Source organism: Pyruvatibacter sp. (genome assembly GCF_040219635.1).
Lineage (GTDB): Bacteria > Pseudomonadota > Alphaproteobacteria > CGMCC-115125 > CGMCC-115125 > Pyruvatibacter.
The window spans coordinates 258,730-276,858 of sequence record NZ_JAVJSC010000009.1 but is presented as its reverse complement, the minus strand read 5'-3'; the positions used below and the strand labels follow the sequence as shown (position 1 = coordinate 276,858).

The window sequence follows — 18,129 nt, the reverse complement described above, 5'->3', positions numbered from 1 at the left end:
CTATCGGTCGGTCGTGTCACATGCTGTGGCATCCTTGAAGTGCCGCAGAATATGCACACGCACTTCGCTGGAAAGCCCTCGCGGATCTGCGCGGTTGCGGGTTTCGTCAATTTTGCGCACCAACTCATTCACAGAAATCTTCCGTGTACACGCCATTTCCTTGAGCGCTGACCAGAACTCCGGCTCAAGTGTGATGGATGTACGGTGGCCTGCAATGGTCACAGACCGTTTGATGTCGCCGGGCATGGTTTGCTTCCGCGTTACGGTCGTCTAGGCAGACGGTCCGATCATGTTTTCCGGCCGCACCACTTCATCAAACTCGGCTTCGGTGACAAAGCCAAGGCCCACGGCCTCCTCGCGCAGCGTCGTTCCATTCTTGTGGGCGGTCTTGGCGACCTTGGTGGCATTGTCATAGCCGATCTTGGGAGCGAGTGCCGTTACCAGCATAAGTGACCTGTTCATAAGGTCGGTGATGTTGTCGCGGCGCGGCTCGATACCGACCACGCAGTTATCCGTGAAGCTGACGGAGGCATCTGCCAACAGTCGGATGGACTGCAACACCGAATAGGCGATAACGGGCTTATAGACGTTCAGCTCGAAGTGGCCCTGACTGCCGGCAATGGTGGTGGTGGTGTGGTTGCCCATCACCTGCGTGCACACCATGGTCAGCGCTTCACACTGAGTGGGGTTCACTTTGCCGGGCATGATGGACGAACCGGGTTCGTTTTCCGGCAGTGACAGTTCGCCAAGGCCGGAGCGCGGGCCTGAACCCAGGAAGCGAATGTCGTTGGCGATCTTGAACAGGCTCACGGACACAGTGTTGAGCGCACCGGACAGTTCAACCATGGCATCGTGGGTGCCCAGCGCCTCAAACTTGTTGGGAGCAGTTTCAAAAGGCAGTTTGGTGAGTGTCGCCACTTCTTCTGCAAACTTTTCTGCAAAGCCCACCTTGGCGTTAAGGCCGGTGCCAACTGCCGTACCGCCCTGGGCGAGTTGCATGATGGCGGGCAATGACTGTGCGACGCGGCGAATGCTGTTATCGATGGCAGCGACGTAACCCGAAAACTCCTGACCCAGCGTCAGCGGTGTCGCATCCTGGGTATGGGTGCGACCGATCTTGATGATGTCGGCCCATTCCTTTGCCTTTTCGTTGAGTGCATTGCGCAGTTTTTGCAGGGCGGGAATAAGCGTGTGATGGGCTTCCTCGCCTGCTGCAATGTGCATGGCAGTGGGAAATGTGTCATTGGACGACTGGGACCTGTTGACGTGATCGTTGGGGTGCACGGGCTCTTTTGAGCCGATTTCGCCACCAAGCATTTCAATGGCGCGGTTGGCGATCACCTCGTTGGCATTCATGTTGGACTGTGTGCCGGAGCCGGTCTGCCAGACGACCAGCGGGAAATTGTCGTCGAGTTTTCCTTCTGCCACTTCCAGCCCGGCCGCAGCAATTGCGTTGCCGGTTTTTGCGTCGATGTTATCCAGCGCAATGTTGGCGAGAGCTGCGGAGCGTTTGACGATACCCAAAGCGCGGACCAGCGGCTTTGGCATTGTCTCGGTGCCGATCTTGAAGTTGCCCAGAGAGCGTTGGGTCTGCGCGCCCCAGTATTTGTCGGCAGGGACTTCGAGGGGGCCGAAGCTGTCGGTCTCGGTGCGCGTCTTTGTCATGGGCCTGTGCTCGCGTGGCTGATGTTGAGAAACGGCCAGCGGTTTAGCACGGGGCAGGGCCTGATACCAACGCAGATGCTACTTTTTGCGGAATGCATCCAGGCTGACGACTTCACCCGGCGTGTCGTCAGGTTTTTCAATAGCATCAGCCTCGTCAGCCTCAGGGGCGGCAGTGTCCGCTTGGGCCGTTGCGGTGTCAGAGCCGGCCGGGTCGCTTGCGAGGGCTGAAAACTGCAGGCCGAACTGAACGCTGGGGTCGAAGAAGGCCGACACCGCCTTGAACGGTACGACGAGTTCACGCGGCACGCCACCAAAGGCAAGTTTGACGCTGAACTGCTCCGGCGTGATTTCCAGATCCCAGTACTGGTGTTGCAGTACGATGGTCATCTCTTCGGGAAACTCTGCCTTGAGCTGGTCGCTCATGGAAACGCCCGGCGTGTTGGTCCGGAAGGTGATGAAAAAGTGGTGGTCGCCAGGCAGGCCTTCGTCACGCGCAATCACCAGCACATCATGTACAACGCGCCGCAGCGCTTCGCGGGCGAGAACGTCATAGGGAATTGTGTCGCTTGGCACGGGGGCGGGCTCCTGCAGGGTTGCTGGATGCAATGAACGTCTTTATCGCCAATACGGGTGGCTCCGTCAAAGTGTGGTCGGGGTCAAAGTGTGGTCGGGGTTCAGTCACCCGTTCATTCTCATCCCGATCAAGTCAGGCATGACGTGTATTTGAGTGCGGGAGGACATGTAGGGGAGGGCGGAATGGATAAAGTGAGGGCTTCTGTTGCCAGGTGCCCTCGGACCCCGCTCAACGGCGCGAACCGTTAAGACTTAATTTGAAGCGGTCGCACTGCGTTAAGCAGCGAGACGAGCTTCCGCATAGTTGTCGTTTGCAACTACTAAGATGGCCCGATAACGGCGGAACCATGCCGAGCAAAAGCACTGCCTTTACGCCCTCGTCGATCCTAGTTCGCCCCCACAGAAGCCCGCCGTTTGCATAGGGTGCAAATCACGGCGGGTTTGTGGTGGAGGCGCCGGGTACTGCCCCCGGGTCCGATAGGTTTATTTCGCAGACCATTTATCGCCATAGCCAAGTGCGACTTGGCACACCCCCAATATAGGCACATAGGAGGGTTTATTAAAGGTGGATGATGCCTGGTATTTAGGCCTCAGGCATTGCCCAGTCAGTCTCAGGCGTCGCCGGGTGGCAGATTGGCGCGCAAAAACCGGATCAGATTGCCGCCCATGACTTTGGCGATTGTGGGTTCGTCCAGCCCCGCGTCAAGCAACGCATCGGTGATGACCACCAGCTTTGATGTATCGAATGCCACCTGCGTGGCCCCGTCATAGTCCGAGCCAAGGGCCACATGGTCTGCCCCCAGCAGATTGACGGCATAGACGATGCTGGCGGCAATGCCCGCCGGGCTGATGTCGCAGATCGCTCCTTCCCAGTAGCCAATTCCGATAAGGCCGCCTTGCGCGGCGATGCGTTGCATCAGGGGGTCTGACAGGTTGCGCACGCTGTCGCACGCGCCGCGCACGCCGGTGTGCGACACCACTATGGGGCGTGTTGCCATATCCAGCACGTCAGCCACAGCGTTGGGGGAGGAGTGGGCAACATCAACGATGATATTGCGCGCTTGTGCTGCCGCCACCACCTCACGGCCAAACGTAGTCAGGCCTTCGCCAGTGACACCGTGCAGCGAGCCGCCAAGTTCGTTGTCGAAGAAATGATGCAGGCCAATCATGCGGTAGCCCGCTTCATACAGCGCATCTATGTTGGCGATACGGCCTTCCAGCGGATGGCCACCTTCGGTGGCAAGCAATCCGCCAACGGTCTTTTGTGCCGCAGAACGCGAGGCCAGCAATGCGTCAATGTCTGACCGGGTACGGATGATTTTTATCATGTCGGGGGAACGGTTTGCGGCGATGTGCAATTTTCCCGCCTGATAGAGCGCGCGCTCCAGAAGGCTGCTCCAGGTGGCAAACGGCCAGGCCTGAGCCATGGCGGCCAGGGTTATCTGGTCGCTGTCGGCGGTGTTGGCATCGTAGTTCTGGCCGTCAGGTACTTTGGTGACAACTGCAAAAACCTGAAGCGCCACATTGCCGTCGGCCAGCCGGGGCACATCCACATGGCCGCGGTCGGCACGGTCCAGAATGTTTCGGCTCCACAGCAGCGTGTCGGCGTGCAGGTCAGCGACAATCAGACGTTCGTGCAGACGGGCCGCAGGTTCGCTGACCTGAAATGGCCCCATCGCTGCAACGCGGTTGATCGGACGCTCAAGGGCGCCGGGCACGACGTACCAGGCAATGGCGTAATACAGTGCGATAACGACACCGAGCGTGCCGATGATCCATCTTAGCATTTTCCCCCCGTTATTCCGTCCATTGGCGCCCGCCGTATGACGCCTGCGGCTTGGATATAGTCGCGTGCATCGGGGCAATCTGCAAATGGGTTCCCGGAGTCAAGCCGGGCAGAAACCTGTTCCGCCTGACAAAGACTCACGATAGTGTTCCCACCATGCAGCAATATCACGAGCTTATGGAACGGGTTCTGGCGGAAGGCACCCGGAAGGGTGACCGAACGGGCACGGGCACGCTTTCCGTGTTCGGGCACCAGATGCGGTTTGATCTGGCGGAGGGGTTTCCCCTTGTTACCACCAAGAAACTGCACCTCAAATCCATTGTGCATGAGCTGTTGTGGTTCATCGCGGGTGATACCAATACGCGCTATTTGAAGGCCAATGGCGTCAGTATCTGGGACGAGTGGGCGGACGAGGCGGGTGAACTTGGCCCCGTGTACGGCAAGCAGTGGCGTTCATGGGATATGCCCGAAGGCGGCACGGTGGACCAGCTTAAATGGCTGGTTGATGAAATCCGCACCAACCCTAATTCGCGCCGTCTGATCGTGTCGGCCTGGAACCCTGCTGACCTCGACAAGATGGCTTTGGCCCCGTGCCACTGTTTGTTTCAGTTCTATGTGGCCGACGGCAAACTCTCGTGTCAGCTCTATCAGCGCTCGGCCGATATTTTTTTGGGCGTGCCGTTCAACATTGCGTCCTATGCGTTGCTGACGCTGATGATCGCGCAGGTCACGGGGCTTGAGCCGGGCGATTTTGTGCACACATTTGGCGACGCGCATTTGTATTCCAACCATCTGGAGCAGGCGCGTGAGCAACTGTCGCGCGCGGCGTTTGCGCTGCCCAGAATGGTGCTCAATCCGGACGTGCAGTCACTGTTTGACTTCACCTATGACGACTTCACCCTTGAGGGCTATCAGGCTCACCCGCATATCAAGGCACCCGTCGCTGTATGACGGACTGACCACAGATCATCAACGGAGACTGTGAGTGCGTATCTCGCTTGTTGTGGCTGTTGCTGAGAATGGTGTGATTGGCGCTGATAACGGTTTGCCGTGGCGGCTCAAAGGCGAGATGCGCCATTTCAAGGCCACCACCATGGGCAAGCCGGTGATCATGGGTCGCAAGACTTTTGAATCAATCGGCAAGCCGTTGCCGGGACGCACCAACATTGTGCTTACGCGCAGCGGCGGTTCAGTACCAGACGGGGTTGTGCTGGTGCAGTCGCTTGCCGAAGCGTTTGACGCGGCGCGCACCACCGGCACAGACGAAGCCTGTGTCATTGGCGGTGCCGATATTTACACGCAGGCGCTGCCCTTTGCGCACACCCTGCATTTTACCCGCGTGCACATGCATGCGCGCGGCGACACGCTGTTTCCGGATTTTGATATCAACGAGTGGCACGAAGTGTCTGCGCGGCGTGTTGAGGCCAGTGCCGAAGACACGGCGGCCTACACCCTTATGCAACTGGACCGGAAAACCGAGCCGCGTTCCCAAACGCCATAAACCAAAAAGCCATCCAAACAGGAGAAACACCCATGACTGATTTTACGGAAGTTGCTTCCGGCCTGCGCTTTCCCGAAGGGCCGATTGCCATGGATGACGGCTCAATCATTCTGGTGGAAATCGCGCGCGGCACGCTTACCCGCGTGGCCGCTGATGGCACCGTATCGGTCATTGCCGAACTCGGCGGCGGGCCGAACGGTGCTGCCATTGGTCCTGATGGTGCAGTTTATGTCTGCAACAATGGCGGCTTTGCCTGGCACGAGCAGGATGGGATGCTGATCCCCGGAGACAAGCCGGACGACTATTCAGGCGGGCGCATTGAGCGTGTGGACCTTTCAACCGGAAAAGTCGATGTTCTGTACACGGAATGTAACGGCATTCCGCTCAACGGACCAAACGATATTGTGTTCGATAAGCAAGGCGGCTTCTGGTTTACCGACCTTGGCAAGAACTATGGCCGGGTGATGGATCGTGGCGCGCTTTATTATGCCAAGCCCGACGGCTCTTCCATCACGCAGCAGGCGTTTCCGCTCAATACACCCAATGGCGTGGGTCTGTCTGCTGACGAGAAGACAGTGTATTTCGCCGACACGGTTTCGGGTCGGCTTTGGTTTCTGGAGATTGAAAGCCCTGGCGTTGCCAAGGCACCCGACGGGCCTATTGCGGCCAATCCGCTCTACACCGCGCCGGGCCTGCAATACTATGACAGTCTGGCGCTGGATGCGGACGGCAATGTCTGCGTTGCGACGATCTTCAATGGCGGCATTACCAGTGTCTCACCGGACGGGCAGACCGTGGCCCACACACCGCTGCCTGATCTGCTGGTGACCAATATCTGTTTTGGTGGGCGTGATCTCAAAACCGCGTTCATCACGCTGTCGGGCACGGGAAAGCTGGTAAAAATGGACTGGCCGGTGGCGGGTCTGCCGCTCAACTTCCTCAACACGTAGGCTGCTCTGCAAGAGCTTTTGTAGGGAACCCCTTGCGCCGACCGGGATATGTGGCAATTATCCTGCTGCGTTAACCATGCATGTAAGCTGGGTGCCAATAAAAACCGACGATTGTTCCTTTAGGGAGGACATTTTCATGAGACTTATATTTGCAACATTTGCGGCCATTGCCATGATGACCGGAGCCGCGCTGGCGGACCCGATGGCATCCTTCTATGAAAATACTGTCAATGTAACCGGAGCTGATGGCTCGGAACGCTCTGTGCTTATCAATGCGGACGGCACCTACACACAGGTGGCCGGCGACGAGAGCATGGATGGCACCTGGGAAATGAGCGACGACGGACAGGCGTGTTTTGCGTCCGAGGCAACGGCTGAAACCGGGCCTTACTGCGTTGAAGCCGTTGAGCGCGCCGTCGGTGACAACTGGGAAATGACGGCTCCCGACGGTTCAACCGAAACAGCATCGCTGGCCGAAGGCCGCTAAGGCACGGACTGACACTCACTGAGCAAAGGCGGCCATGGGTTTTTCCATGGTCGCCTTTTTGTTGTGCGTTAGTCCATCACAACAATGCGTGGGGCGGGCTTTTGCCCTGTGTTTTCCAGGGATGCAATCAGCCCGGCGGCAATCTGCTTGAAGATGTTTGCAGTGGCACCCTCCGGGTCTGTGCCCGCTGCAGGGCGTCCGTCATCACCACCTTCACGGATGGAGGGGATGAGCGGCACCTCGCCCAAGAACGGTACGCCGAGTTTTTCAGCGGTGCGTCGTGCGCCGCCCTCACCGAAAATATGATTGCGGGAACCGTCGGGCATTTCCAGCCAGGCCATATTTTCAACCACACCCAAAATCGGCACGCGGGTTTTTTCAAACATGCCGACCGCCTTGCGCGCGTCAATCAGCGCGATTTCCTGTGGCGTTGAAACAATGACCGCGCCGGTGAGCGGTACACGCTGCGCCATTGTTAGCTGCGCGTCGCCGGTGCCCGGCGGCATATCCACGATCAGCACATCGATGGGTGCCCATTCCACCTCCACCAGCATTTGCGACAGGGCAGATTGCACCATGGGGCCGCGCCAGATCATTGGCGTGTCCTCGTCCACAATCAGACCGATGGACATGGCCTTGATGCCGTAAGCCTCCAGCGGGATCAGTTTTTTGGCTGCATTGGCTTCGGGCTTGCGGTTGAGGCCCATCATGCGCGGGATCGACGGGCCATAGACATCTGCGTCGAGCAGGCCAACCCGCAGGCCAAGCGCATGAAGACCAAGCGCCAGATTGACCGCGAGGGTTGATTTACCGACGCCGCCCTTGCCGCTGGCGACTGCAATGATGGCACCGACGCCTGGAATATCCAGCGGTCCGGTTTTGGTTCCGCGCTGTTGGGGTGTTGCGGGCTCACGTTTTTGTGGTGCGGCTTGCTGGGGTGCTTCGTTATGGGCAGTCAGCACGGCTGTGACGGACAGCACGCCGGGGATCTGTTTCACGGCATTTGCCGCAGCTTCGCGCACCGGCTCCATCTGCGTGCTTTGTGCCGGGTCAATTTCCAGCGCAAACCCCACATTGCCGTCCCGGATTACCAGGCCCTGAATACGCCCGGCATCAACAATGCTCTTGCCGTCAGGGGTCTGAACGGACGCCAAAGCAGCGAGAATCTGGTTCTTGGTCAGGTCTGAGGAAGGGCTCATCGGGTGGGCGTGTCCTTATTGGGTGTGTCTTGGAACTTGGGAGTGTCTCAGAAACAGCGATCATGCGGATGCCCTGATCGCGGCTTCACCCCATTCACACTGGGGCTTTTGCGGCCTTGTATCGTCGATTTATTTCGGTTCGCGTTGCAGCGAGCGGTTTGCCTATCATATAAGCCGGTACAGATGTTTTGTTGCGGCTTCACCTGGTTTTTAGTCAACCTGGTGTCAACACCGCGCAGGTATGCGGGCAAACCGCGTGCCGATGTTCACTTGATGAGGAAAATGTATGCCCTGGGATGACAAAAGCGGCGGTGGCGGACCCTGGGGGCAGGGGCCGTCTGGCGGCGGACGCGGAAATGGTGCTGGTGGTCCCGGCGGCCAGGGCGGGCAGGGGCCTGACCTGGAAGAAATCCTGCGGCGCGGTCAGGAGAGATTCCGGCAGTCGTTCCCCGGCGGCTCAGGCGGTGGTCTGGGCGCGCGCGGCCTTCTGGTGGGTCTTGCCATTTTGGTGCTGGTCTGGCTCGCATCTGGTTTTTACCGCGTGCAGCCTGACGAACAGGGCGTGGTGCTGCGGTTTGGTGAATACATCAAAACGACGCAGCCCGGCCTGAACTATCGGATGCCTTACCCGATTGAGGCAGCCTATACGCCCAAGGTCACGCGCGTGAATCGCGTTGATGTGGGAATGCGTACCGGCGAAGATACGCGCTCCGTCCGTCAGGGCGCGGTGCGCGATGTGCCCGAAGAAAGTCTGATGCTGACGGGTGATGAAAACATCATCGACATCGATTTTTCGGTGTTCTGGGTCATCAAGGATGCGGGCGATTATCTGTTCAACATCCAAAACCCGGTCGGAACGGTAAAGGCTGTTGCCGAAAGCTCGATGCGTGAAGTTGTTGGCGAATCAAACATCCAACCTTTGCTCACCGAAGGCCGTCAGGCTGCCGAAACGAAGGTGACGGACCTGATGCAGAACCTGCTGGACGAGTATGGTGCCGGTATCCGCATCACGCAGGTTCAGATTCAGGGGTCAAACCCGCCCAGCGCCGTGATTGACGCATTCCGCGATGTACAGGCAGCGCGTGCCGATGCTGAGCGGTCACGCAACGAAGCTGAATCCTACTCCAACCGCGTGCTGCCCGAAGCGCGTGGTGCAGCCGAACGCATTGAGCAGGAAGCAGCCGCCTACCGCGACCAGACGGTTGAAGAAGCCGAAGGTCAGGCACGGCGTTTCCTGTCGATTTACGGTGAGTATGCCCAGGCACCTGAGGTGACGCGTCAGCGTATGTATCTGGAAACCATGGAGCGTGTGCTCAACAACATGAACAAGGTTCTGATTGATAGCGACGGGGGGTCAGGCGTTGTGCCTTATCTGCCGTTGCCTGAAGTTGAGCGCCGCCGCAACAATGCTACGCAGGAGACAAACTAATGGGCCGCACTACTCTTATTGGCCTGGCGGTCGCGCTTGTTGTTGCCGGTATCGTTCTGTTCAATGCGCTGTTCACGGTGCACCAGACCCAGCAGGCACTTGTGCTTCAGTTTGGTGAGCCGCGTCAGGTGGTTCAGGATGCAGGGCTGCATTTCAAGGTTCCGTTCGTGCAGAACGTCATCACCATCGACAAGCGCATTCTTGATCTGGATATTCAGCCAGAAGAAGTGATTGCCTCTGACCAAAAGCGGTTGGTGGTGGATGCGTTTGCGCGTTTCCGCATCACGGATCCGCTGGTGTTTTTCCAAACCGTTGGCAACGAGGCTGTGGCACGGTCGCGGCTGGGCACCATTTTGCAGTCAAGCCTGCGGCGTGTACTGGGTGAGGAAAGCTTTGAAGCGGTTGTGCGTGATGACCGCTCTGAACTGATGACCCGCATCAAGGATTCAATGAACGGTGAAGCTTCGCAGTTCGGCATTGACGTGGTGGATGTGCGCATCCGCCGTGCTGATCTTCCTGAGGCCAACAGTCAGGCAATTTTCCGCCGGATGCAGACCGAACGTGAGCGTGAAGCGGCTGAGTTCCGCGCCCAGGGTCAGGAAGTGGCGCAGCGTATTCGCGCCAATGCCGACCGTGAGGTGACGGTAACGGTTGCGGAATCAACCCGTAACGCTGAGATCATCCGCGGTGAGGGCGATGCCTGCCGTAACCGTATCTTTGCGTCGGCGTTCGGCATTGATCCTAACTTCTTTGCGTTCTACCGCTCCATGCAGTCTTACGAGCAGGCGATGGCTGCGGGTGAAACAACGGCTGTGCTCTCGCCTGACAGTGAGTTCTTCCGGTATTTCACCAATCCCAACGCTATCCCAAATGCGAGTGCGCCTGTTGGGCGCTCCGCTGCACAGGCGGCTGATCTGATGGGTCAGCTGGTAGGCGATGCAACTTTGCGCGGTATTCTGTGTGCAGAGCTTGAGCTGCTCGAAGCATCCGAGACGGGTGGGCCAAGTGTTCCGGCAATTGACCCTGATCTTGCTTTGGACCCGATGCCGGTGTTGGAGCTGCCTGACCCTGCTGAGGCAGGCGGCGTTGAAACGGCACCTGCTGAATAGTGCTGCTTGAAAACCGAGTGCAGATTTAGTGACTGATCTGCTGGTAGCCATAGGCCTGGTCCTCGTCATAGAGGGCCTGGCCTATGCTGCTTTTCCCAATGCCATTCGGCGTATGCTGGCGATGGTTGAGCAAACGCCTGACGCCTCTTTGCGCATGGGCGGATTGGTGGCGGCGGTCACCGGGCTGGTAATCGTGTGGCTGGTCCGCAGCTAACCTCACGAAACCGTAATCTGCCGACGCGCTTTGCGCCTCGTTTTGCCCACATTTGAACCGGATAAGCGTTTTATCGCAGCTCCTACACGGGGCTGCATGCGCTCTTGCCGACTGCCGTTCGTGGTTAACGCCAATGAAACGCGAGGTGGTTTAGGTGGAGACCACGTAAACACCAAGGAGACGATACTCCCGTGACCATTCACACCACATTTTCAGCGCTTCGCTCTGCTTCACTGGCGGTTGGCGCAATTGCACTCGGGGCCGTGGCCCTGTCATGGACCCCGGCGGATGCACGCGGGGCGCCGGAAAGTTTTGCAGACCTTGCGGAGAAACTGACACCTGCGGTGGTCAACATTTCAACCGCGCAGACAGTGTCCGGTGGCAGCGGTGTTCCGCTCCCGGAGTTTCCTCCCGGGTCGCCTTTCGAGGAGTATTTTGAAGAGTTTCTTGAGCGCCATGGCGGCGAGCAGCAGTCGCGCCGTGTGCAGTCGCTTGGCTCCGGCTTTGTGATCGACCCCAACGGCCTGGTCGTCACCAACAATCACGTTGTGGAGGACGCTGACGAAGTGACGGTCACATTCTCTGACGGTGAAACTCTGGATGCCGAGATTTTGGGCCGTGACCCCAAAACCGATCTGGCGCTGCTTCAGGTGAAAGCTGACCGTCAGCTTCCTTTCGTGCGCTTTGGCGATTCAGACGCACTACGCGTTGGTGATTGGGTGATGGCTATCGGCAACCCGTTTGGTCTTGGCGGTACGGTAACGGCAGGCATCGTGTCTGCGCGCGACCGCGACATCAACGCAGGCCCGTATGATGCCTTCATTCAGACAGATGCCTCGATCAACCGAGGCAACTCCGGTGGTCCGCTGTTCAACATGGCCGGTGAAGTGATGGGTGTGAACACGGCCATTATCTCGCCGACGGGTGGCTCAATTGGTATTGGTTTTTCCATTCCCGCAACAACGGCTACCAGCGTCATTGACCAGCTCAAGGAGTTTGGTGAAACGCGGCGCGGCTGGCTGGGTGTCCGCATCCAGACGGTGACAGAGGATCTGGCTGAAGGTCTTGGCCTTGACGACACCAAGGGTGCGCTTGTGGCCGGCATTCAGGACGGCGGCCCGGCAGTTGGCAGCGGCATTGAGGCAGGTGACGTCATTATCAGCTTTGATGGCCAGCCCGTAGACAAGATGCGTGATCTTCCGCGCATTGTGGCTGATACCGAAGTTGGTAAAGCGGTTGATGTGGTGGTGCTGCGCGATGGCAAGCAGGAAACCTACCAGGTGACCCTTGGACGTCTTGAAGAAGCCGAGGGCGTTGCGGAAGCGCCGGCTGAAACCCGCATACCGGACGAGAACGAGACGCTTGGGCTGTCGCTTTCCTCCCTCAACGATATGCTGCGCTCGCAGTACGACATTGCTGAGGGTGTGGATGGCGTTCTGGTTGTTGCTGTTGTGCCGGGCAGTCAGGCCGCTGAAAAGCGGGTGCGTGCCGGTGACGTAATCGTCAAGGTAGCACAGGAGAATGTGACTGACCCGAACGACGTGGAGCAGCAGGTGGCGCGGGCAAAGTCTGAAGGGCTCAAGTCGGTGCTGCTGCAGATCAGCCGCGGCGGTGACACCAGCTTCGTTGCACTGCGGGTTGAAGGCAGCTAGGCCTTTTCGCGATCAACAAACAAAGCCCCGCATCATTTTGGTGCGGGGCTTTTTTGTGTCAGTCCGCCTTGGCAAACTCATCGCGTGCAAAGCCCTGGATGTAGAGCAGTGATGTGAGGTCGGTGTGGTCGAGCCTTGCCGGGGCGGCCTGCGCCACCACCGGCTTTGCATGATAGGCAACGCCAAGACCTGCAGCTTCAATCATCGCCAGATCGTTGGCACCGTCGCCCACCGCCATGGTGCTGTCGAGGGTGAGGCTGTGGTCTGCCGCCAGCGCCTTGAGGGTCTCAAGTTTGGCGGCACGGCCCAGAATGGGGTCGCTCACTTCGCCCGTAAGATGGCCATCTTTAACCTGCAAAATGTTGGCGCGGTTGGTATCAAAGCCCGCCGCAACCGCCACGCGGGAGGTAAAGAACGTGAACCCGCCTGAGACCAACGCACAATAGGCACCGGACAGCCGCATGGTGGCGGTCACGGTCTTGATGCCGGGAGACAGCGTGATGCGCGTATTGAACACCTGCTCCATTTTGCCTTCCGGCAAACCTGCCAGGAGCTTTACGCGCTCGCGCAGGGCAGGTTCAAAGGCCAGTTCGCCGCGCATGGCACGTTCGGTAATGTCAGCCACATGGGGGCCGATGCCTGCTTCTTCGGCCAGTTCGTCGATGCATTCCTGTTGGATGACGGTTGAGTCCATGTCGGCCAGCAACAAGGCTTTGCGGCGGTGGGCGGTGCCCTGCGCAATGACATCCAGCGGAAGGCCGTCAAGTGCTGCGCGCGCAGCCGCTTCAATGGCGTGCAACTCCGCAGGGTCTATGTCCACCAGCAGGTCGCAGGCGATGTTCCGGGCAAGCCAGTCCGGCGCGCCGGCTTCGGGCACGGCGCGGCGTACCGCGTCCAGATCAGCGTCAGACAGGTTGCGTGTCTGTGGATTTGCAATAAGGGTCAGGACGGACCGCATGACAAAATCTCTTCCGGCTGTTTTGGACGTGGAATGACTGATACCAAAAATCGCGTGCTGCTTATTGCAGGGCCAACGGCAAGCGGCAAGTCGGCGCTGGCGATGGAAATCGCAAAGTCGCATGGCGGTGAAATCATCAATGCCGACTCGATGCAGGTCTATTCGGATTTGCATGTGCTGACGGCGAGGCCCGGTGCTGAGGACACCACTGCCGTGCCGCATCATCTGTATGGAGTGATGGATGCGGCACAGGCGTGTTCGGCAGCGCATTGGGCGCTGCTGGCGGTTGATGCAGTGCAGGGCGTATGGGCGCGGGGCCGTCTGCCGATTCTTGTTGGCGGCACCGGGCTTTATTTTCGGGCGCTGACGGATGGGCTTTCGGCCATCCCCGATATTCCAGGCATCAACCGCGAGGCGGCGAGGGTATTTGTAGAGGAGTTGGGGCCGCAGCAGGCGCATGCATATTTGGCGGAGCGTGACCCCAAAACGGCTGCCGGTCTCAGACCCACGGACCCGCAGCGTATTGCGCGCGCGCTTGAAGTGCTGGCGGCCACCGGGCGCGGACTGGCGGACTGGCAGGACATCGCAACGACGCCGGTGTTGGACGCCGACTTTGTGAAGGTGGTGTTGACGCCTGACCGGGCCTGGCTCAAGGAGCGGGCAAACCGGCGGTTTGACCTGATGATGCAGCACGGTGCCCTGGGAGAAGTTGAGCGGCTGATGCAGCGGGATCTGGATGCTGACCTTCCGGCCATGAAAGCCGTGGGGGTTCCCCCGCTGATCGCGCATTTACGCGGAGAGTTGTCGCGTGACGCCGCCGTGGAGCAGGCCAAGGGGCAGACCCGACGCTACATCAAACGGCAGCTCACCTGGGCCAGAACCCAGATGATGGCCCATGAAATTGCGTGGAAAGATGTTGTCGCGCAAGAAATGGAAAGACAATATCAAGAAATAATACCTTTACTTGCTTCCAACGGTTGACGCAGCGCACAATCAGTCCTAGTGTCCGCCGCGCTTCGAGGTGGGGTTTGCCCTGTTTCGGAGCCTTTTTGTTGGATTTGCTCCCGCCATGCGGGTTTGGGAGCCGAGTGAAGGAAACAGTGTCATGGCCTCGCGCGAGATGAGCGGTGCGGAAATGGTTGTCAAAGCCATGGAGGACCACGGCGTGGACACGCTGTTTGGGTATCCCGGCGGCGCTGTGCTTCCCATCTATGACGCGCTGTTTGACCGTGAAAGCATCAAGCATGTTCTGGTGCGCCATGAGCAGGGGGCTGTTCATGCGGCGGAGGGCTACGCCCGCTCATCCGGCAAGCCCGGCGTTGTGCTGGTGACGTCTGGTCCCGGAGCTACGAATGCTGTGACCGGCCTGACGGATGCGCTGATGGATTCCATTCCGCTGGTCTGCATCACCGGGCAGGTGCCGACGCATCTGATCGGCAATGACGCATTTCAGGAAGCCGATACGGTTGGCATCACACGGCCGTGCACCAAGCACAACTGGCTGGTTCAGTCGGTTGATGATCTGCCGCGCATTCTGCATGAGGCGTTTTACGTTGCCACCAGCGGCAGGCCCGGCCCGGTTGTCGTCGATATTCCCAAGGACATTCAGTTTCAGTTGGGCATGTACACGGGTCCCAGCACCCAGAGCCATCGTACCTATCGGCCGCAGCTCAAGGGCAATATGGATCGCATCAAGGAAGCGATTGATCTGATCGCGTCCGCGAAGAAACCGCTGTTTTATACCGGCGGCGGCGTCATCAATTCAGGGCCGGAAGCCAGCCAGCTTCTACGCGAGTTCGTGCGCATCACGGGTTTTCCCATTACCTCGACCCTGATGGGGCTGGGGGCCTATCCCGCCAGTGACAAGCAGTGGCTGGGAATGCTGGGAATGCACGGCACGTATGAAGCCAACTGGGCGATGCATGATTGCGACGTGATGATAAATCTCGGCGCACGGTTTGATGACCGCGTGACGGGCGTGCTCGACAAGTTTGCGCCGGGTTCCAAAAAAATCCACGTTGATATTGACCCCTCATCCATCAACAAGAATGTGCGTGTTGACGTTCCCATTATTGGTGACGTGGCCCATGTGCTCGAAGACATGCTGCGCCTGTGGAAAGCCAAGTCAGCAAAGCAGGATAAGAAGGCGCTTGATGCCTGGTGGAAGCAGATTGACACCTGGCGCGACCGCAAGTCGCTGTCGTTCGTCAACTCCGATACCATCATCAAGCCGCAACATGCGGTGCAACGCCTGTGGGAACTCACCAAGGGACCGAACACCTACATCACCACCGAGGTAGGTCAGCACCAGATGTGGGCCGCGCAGCACTTCCATTTTGATGAGCCCAACCGCTGGATGACATCCGGTGGGCTTGGCACCATGGGCTATGGTCTGCCCGCTGCCATCGGCGTGCAGATGGCGCACCCTGATGCGCTGGTGATTGATATTGCCGGTGAAGCCTCCATCCAGATGTGTATGCAGGAAATGTCCACGGCCATTCAGTATGATCTGCCGGTCAAGATATTCATCCTCAACAACGAATATATGGGCATGGTGCGCCAGTGGCAGCAGTTGCTGCACGGGGCGCGCTATTCGCACTCCTATTCAGAAGCCCTGCCTGATTTTGTGAAGCTGGCGGAAGCCTATGGCGGCGTTGGCATTCGGGCGGAAGATCCTGCTGAGCTTGACGACAAGATCCGCGAGATGATCACGGTCAAGCGGCCGGTTCTGTTTGATTGCGTTGTGGACAAGACCGAAAACTGCTTCCCGATGATCCCGTCGGGCGCGGCCCATAACGACATGATTTTGGCGGATGAGGAAAAAGACCCCACGGACGCTATTTCCGAAGAGGGCAAAATACTCGTATAACCCGCCCGCGCGTTGAAAGCTGGCCAGTCGGGGTCACACCCCGGTTGGCTGCTTTTTGTGCCCGAACCCGCCTTTTTCTTGAGAAACTGATATCCGCCATGCCGCCTAAAGCTGCCGTTGAACGCCATACCATTGCTGTGCTCGTGGATAACGAGGCGGGCGTTCTGGCGCGCGTCATCGGCCTGTTTTCAGGACGCGGCTACAACATTGAAAGCCTGACGGTTGCCGAGGTGGACGAGAACGCCCACACCTCGCGCATTACCATCGTCACCAATGGCACGCCCATGGTGGTGGAGCAGATCAAGGCGCAGCTTGACCGGCTGGTGCCGGTTCACAAGGTGGTGGATCTCACCGTTGATACGGTCTCCATCGAGCGCGAAATGGCTTTGGTAAAAGTCTCCGGCACCGGCGAGAAGCGCGTCGAGGCGCTGCGCCTGTCAGATGCATTTCGCGCCAGTGTCATCGACACCACGCATTCATCATTCGTTTTCGAGATCACCGGCTCACCGGAAAAAATCAACGCCTTCGTCAATCTCATGCGCCCGCTGGGCCTTGTCGATGTCAGCCGCACCGGCGTCGTCGCCATCGCCCGCGGTGCGGAACAGATGTAATTCACATGCCGCATTCACGGCAGCCACGCACACCCGATCGCATATAAGGAATACAGAAAGATGCGCGTTTATTACGACCGCGATGCAGACGTTAATCTCATCAAGGGCAAGAAAGTTGCCATCATCGGCTATGGCTCACAGGGTCATGCCCATACGCTGAACCTGAAAGAGTCGGGTGTTGGCGAGGTGGCGGTTGCGCTGCGCGCCGGGTCTGCCACCGCCAAAAAGGTGGAAGGCGAGGGCCTCAAGGTGATGACCGTTGCGGACGCGGCCAAGTGGGCCGACGTGCTGATGATGCTGACGCCGGACGAGCTTCAGGGCGACATCTACAAGGATGATCTGGCCAACAACATGAAACCCGGCGCAGCGCTGCTGTTTGCCCACGGCCTCAACATCCACTTCAACCTGATCGAGCCGCGTGCGGACATTGACGTCTTGATGGTGGCGCCCAAAGGCCCTGGCCACACGGTGCGCGGTGAATATCTGCGTGGCGGCGGTGTGCCGTGCCTGATTGCTATCCATCAGGATGCGTCGGGCAACGCGCATGACCTTGGCCTCTCTTATGCGTCCGCCATTGGCGGCGGCAAGGCGGGCATCATCGAGACCACGTTCCAGGAAGAATGCGAAACCGATCTTTTCGGTGAGCAGGTTGTGCTGTGCGGCGGCCTTGTGGAACTGATCCGCGCCGGCTTTGAAACGCTGGTGGAAGGCGGCTACGCGCCGGAGATGGCGTATTTCGAATGTCTGCACGAAGTGAAGCTGATCGTGGACCTGATTTATGAAGGCGGCATCGCCAACATGAACTACTCGATCTCCAATACCGCCGAGTACGGCGAATATGTTACCGGGCCACGCATCGTAACGCCGGAAACCAAGGCGGAGATGAAGCGTGTGCTGGATGACATTCAGTCAGGCAAGTTCACCCGCGACTGGATGCTGGAAAACAAGGTCGGCCAGACCTCGTTCAAGGCAACCCGCGCCCGCAATGCCGCTCACCCGATCGAGGAAGTGGGCGCGCGCCTGCGTGGCATGATGCCGTGGATCACCGAAAAAGCTCTGGTGGACAAGGCCAAGAACTAGGGCAAAATCCCCCTATAGGATTGGATGAGCCACCCCGTGCCGGAGT

Annotated in this window: 18 protein-coding genes and 1 other RNA gene; 12 read left to right on the top strand and 7 right to left on the bottom strand. The window is 58.7% G+C overall.

What is annotated here, in order from left to right; translation table 11 throughout:
* From RIB87_RS13565 to RIB87_RS13545, 5 genes are all read right to left on the bottom strand, one after another.
* Entirely contained in the window at positions 1–246 is a 246-nt protein-coding gene (locus tag RIB87_RS13565) for a ribbon-helix-helix domain-containing protein (RefSeq protein ID WP_350147563.1), read from the bottom strand.
* Between the two features lie 24 nt (positions 247–270).
* On the bottom strand, positions 271–1,665 hold the full coding sequence (gene fumC, locus RIB87_RS13560; RefSeq protein ID WP_350147561.1) for a class II fumarate hydratase: 1,395 nt from the start codon (positions 1,663–1,665) through the stop codon (positions 271–273).
* A gap of 78 nt (positions 1,666–1,743) precedes the next feature.
* Positions 1,744–2,238 carry an SspB family protein gene (locus RIB87_RS13555; protein WP_350147559.1) on the bottom strand — a complete coding sequence of 165 codons (495 nt, stop codon included), beginning with the start codon at positions 2,236–2,238 and terminating at the stop codon, positions 1,744–1,746.
* A gap of 191 nt (positions 2,239–2,429) precedes the next feature.
* Positions 2,430–2,806: a transfer-messenger RNA gene (gene ssrA, locus RIB87_RS13550) on the bottom strand.
* Positions 2,807–2,849: 43 nt separating this feature from the next.
* Positions 2,850–4,025 (bottom strand): dipeptidase, encoded by a 1,176-nt coding sequence (locus RIB87_RS13545; RefSeq protein ID WP_350147557.1) that lies wholly within the window; start codon positions 4,023–4,025, stop codon positions 2,850–2,852.
* 155 nt (positions 4,026–4,180) lie between these two features.
* On the opposite strand from RIB87_RS13545, the gene RIB87_RS13540 reads away from it, so the two are divergent.
* The 4 genes from RIB87_RS13540 (at position 4,181) to RIB87_RS13525 (ending at position 6,962) form a co-directional block, all read left to right on the top strand.
* A complete protein-coding gene (locus RIB87_RS13540; protein WP_350147555.1) occupies positions 4,181–4,975 on the top strand; it encodes a thymidylate synthase in 795 nt (264 codons plus the stop codon).
* Positions 4,976–5,009: 34 nt separating this feature from the next.
* Positions 5,010–5,525, top strand: coding sequence for a dihydrofolate reductase (locus tag RIB87_RS13535; RefSeq protein ID WP_350147553.1), 516 nt, complete (start codon positions 5,010–5,012; stop codon positions 5,523–5,525).
* Positions 5,526–5,557: 32 nt separating this feature from the next.
* Complete coding sequence (locus RIB87_RS13530) at positions 5,558–6,475, top strand: SMP-30/gluconolactonase/LRE family protein (protein ID WP_350147551.1); 918 nt, start codon at positions 5,558–5,560, stop codon at positions 6,473–6,475.
* A gap of 136 nt (positions 6,476–6,611) precedes the next feature.
* Positions 6,612–6,962, top strand: coding sequence for a hypothetical protein (locus tag RIB87_RS13525; protein WP_350147549.1), 351 nt, complete (start codon positions 6,612–6,614; stop codon positions 6,960–6,962).
* Between the two features lie 68 nt (positions 6,963–7,030).
* Here RIB87_RS13525 and RIB87_RS13520 read toward each other — a convergent pair whose 3' ends face one another.
* Positions 7,031–8,161, bottom strand: a complete 1,131-nt coding sequence (locus RIB87_RS13520) for an Mrp/NBP35 family ATP-binding protein (RefSeq protein WP_350147547.1) — start codon at positions 8,159–8,161, stop codon at positions 7,031–7,033.
* A 286-nt stretch (positions 8,162–8,447) separates the two neighbouring features.
* Here RIB87_RS13520 and hflK point away from each other — a divergent pair, with 286 nt between their 5' ends.
* The 4 genes from hflK (at position 8,448) to RIB87_RS13500 (ending at position 12,565) form a co-directional block, all read left to right on the top strand.
* Entirely contained in the window at positions 8,448–9,590 is a 1,143-nt protein-coding gene (hflK, locus tag RIB87_RS13515; RefSeq protein WP_350147545.1) for an FtsH protease activity modulator HflK, read from the top strand.
* A complete protein-coding gene (gene hflC, locus RIB87_RS13510; RefSeq protein ID WP_350147543.1) occupies positions 9,590–10,699 on the top strand; it encodes a protease modulator HflC in 1,110 nt (369 codons plus the stop codon). The genes hflK and hflC overlap by 1 nt, the downstream gene beginning before the upstream one ends.
* 28 nt (positions 10,700–10,727) lie before the next feature.
* Positions 10,728–10,913 (top strand): DUF2065 domain-containing protein, encoded by a 186-nt coding sequence (locus tag RIB87_RS13505; RefSeq protein WP_350147540.1) that lies wholly within the window; start codon positions 10,728–10,730, stop codon positions 10,911–10,913.
* Positions 10,914–11,110: 197 nt separating this feature from the next.
* On the top strand, positions 11,111–12,565 hold the full coding sequence (locus RIB87_RS13500) for a DegQ family serine endoprotease (RefSeq protein ID WP_502943268.1): 1,455 nt from the start codon (positions 11,111–11,113) through the stop codon (positions 12,563–12,565).
* Positions 12,566–12,623: 58 nt separating this feature from the next.
* On the opposite strand, the gene serB is transcribed toward RIB87_RS13500, so the two are convergent.
* Positions 12,624–13,523: a phosphoserine phosphatase SerB gene (gene serB / locus RIB87_RS13495; protein WP_350147538.1), complete on the bottom strand. Its 900-nt coding sequence runs from the start codon at positions 13,521–13,523 to the stop codon at positions 12,624–12,626.
* Between the two features lie 33 nt (positions 13,524–13,556).
* On the opposite strand from serB, the gene miaA reads away from it, so the two are divergent.
* The 4 genes from miaA to ilvC all read left to right on the top strand — a co-directional run bounded on the left by miaA (position 13,557) and on the right by ilvC (position 18,083).
* Complete coding sequence (gene miaA, locus RIB87_RS13490; RefSeq protein WP_350147536.1) at positions 13,557–14,504, top strand: tRNA (adenosine(37)-N6)-dimethylallyltransferase MiaA; 948 nt, start codon at positions 13,557–13,559, stop codon at positions 14,502–14,504.
* A 124-nt stretch (positions 14,505–14,628) separates the two neighbouring features.
* A complete protein-coding gene (locus tag RIB87_RS13485; protein ID WP_350147534.1) occupies positions 14,629–16,392 on the top strand; it encodes an acetolactate synthase 3 large subunit in 1,764 nt (587 codons plus the stop codon).
* A gap of 98 nt (positions 16,393–16,490) precedes the next feature.
* The gene (gene ilvN, locus RIB87_RS13480) at positions 16,491–17,003 is read left to right on the top strand and encodes an acetolactate synthase small subunit (protein WP_350147531.1); all 513 of its coding nucleotides are present in this window, start codon (positions 16,491–16,493) and stop codon (positions 17,001–17,003) included.
* A 60-nt stretch (positions 17,004–17,063) separates the two neighbouring features.
* On the top strand, positions 17,064–18,083 hold the full coding sequence (ilvC, locus tag RIB87_RS13475; RefSeq protein WP_350147529.1) for a ketol-acid reductoisomerase: 1,020 nt from the start codon (positions 17,064–17,066) through the stop codon (positions 18,081–18,083).
* Positions 18,084–18,129: the final 46 nt, after the last annotated feature.